This window comes from Alphaproteobacteria bacterium, assembly GCA_019746225.1.
In the GTDB taxonomy this organism is placed as follows: Bacteria; Pseudomonadota; Alphaproteobacteria; order Paracaedibacterales; family VGCI01; genus VGCI01.
Window position 1 is genome coordinate 1 of sequence record JAIESE010000031.1, and the last position, 1,664, is coordinate 1,664.

A 1,664-nucleotide genomic window follows, 5' to 3' on the forward strand; every position below is an offset into this window, starting at 1 on the left:
TCTTTAGCAAATTCGTCCAAGCGATCTAACTCAATTGTTGCTGCAGTTTTTTGGGGCAGCTGCTCTTTCACCCAGGATTGTGTTAACAAAGTAGATGTTTTGGTATCTTTTAACATATATTCCAATCGATCACGGGGATAGCTTGGATCCAGCGGTACGTAGGCACCACCAGCCTTCAGGATGCCCATGATACCGATGATCATCTCAAGAGAGCGCTCGCAAGCAATCGCAACTAGAGTGTCAGGTCCAACTCCCTGCTCCCTTAAATAATAGGCTAACTGGTTGGATCGCTCATTGAGTTCTCGATAAGTGAGTTGCTGGCTTTCAAATACAACGGCAATATTCTCTGGTGTCTTTTCTACTTGTTCTTCAAAGAGTTGCTGAAGAGTCTTGTCGCGCGGATAATCATGAGCTGTATTATTCCACTCAACTAAGATCCGCTGCCTTTCCGATGCAGTCAACATTTCATAAGATTGGATAGGCTGGTTTGGGTCGGAGATGATCTCTTTGAGGAGCTTTAAAAAATGTGCAATCAATCGCTGAATGGTGCTCGCTTTGAATAGGTCGCTTGCATACTCGACACTCCCTTCAATGCCAGTGAGCGTCTCTTCTAAGGAGAGTGTTAGGTCAAATTTTGATGTTTTCATGTCAATAGGGATAAGGGTAACATCCAAGTGTTTCAAAGCCAGCTCTTGTTGTCGACTGTTTTGAAAAACAAACATCACCTGAAACAAAGGACTATGAGACAGACTTCTTTGTAGAGACAGAGATTCGACCAGTCGCTCGAAGGGGATATCTTGGTGGGCATAACCTTGTAATGTTCTGCTTTTCACCTGCTCTAAAAGTTCATTAAAACTCATCTGGTCAGTGAGGTTTGCTCTCAAAGCCAATGTATTGATAAAGAAACCCATCACCCCTTCTAACTCTTCTCGTTGACGATTGGCGATAGGAGTTCCAACGACAATGTCATCTTGTCCCGTATATCTCTTTAATAGCAGAAAGAAAGCTGACAATAAGCTCATGAATAAAGTTGTACTTCGCTGCTGGCTCAACGTCTTTAAACTATCAAGAAGCTCTTTTGAAATCTCGAATGAGATCTGTTTTCCACGGTAGCTCTGAATAGCTGGTCGTGGATAATCAAGAGGCAGGGAAATGAGATCTGGCGCTCCTTGTAGACTTTTCACCCAATATTCGAGTTGTGTCTGAGCTTCCTTTTCGCCCTCTTTCAGATACTCTCGTTGCCATAGAGTGTAGTCAGCATACTGAATGGGAAGAGGAGATAAATAATTTTCTAACCCTTCACAAGCAGCCTGATAGAGGATGCCTAGCTCCTTCATGAAGATGGCTATAGACCAAGCGTCAGAGATGATGTGATGCATATTCAGGGCGACCAGATGATCGTTTTCTCCACACTTGAGCAGTTGAACGCGCCATAAAAGTTCTTGACTGAGGTTAAAAGGAGACTCAGCAAATTTGCGAAGAATTTCTTTGATCTGAACTTCATTCCAGGTGGCTTGCATATCGACAATATCTAACTTAAAGTTTGACATTTGAGAAATATTTTGATAGGCAATACCATCTTTTTCTTGAAAAGATGTTCTAAGAATTTCATGGCGCTCAAGGAGATCTTGAAAAGCCTTTTGTAAAGCATCTATATTTAGGTC

The 1,664-nt window shown here is 42.2% G+C and carries 1 protein-coding gene; it reads right to left on the bottom strand.

Going from position 1 to position 1,664, the window contains the following annotated elements; all coding sequences use genetic code 11:
* Positions 1–1,664, bottom strand: a 1,664-nt coding sequence (locus tag K2Y18_05545) for an AMP-binding protein (protein MBX9805199.1), incomplete at both ends; no start/stop codon positions are given.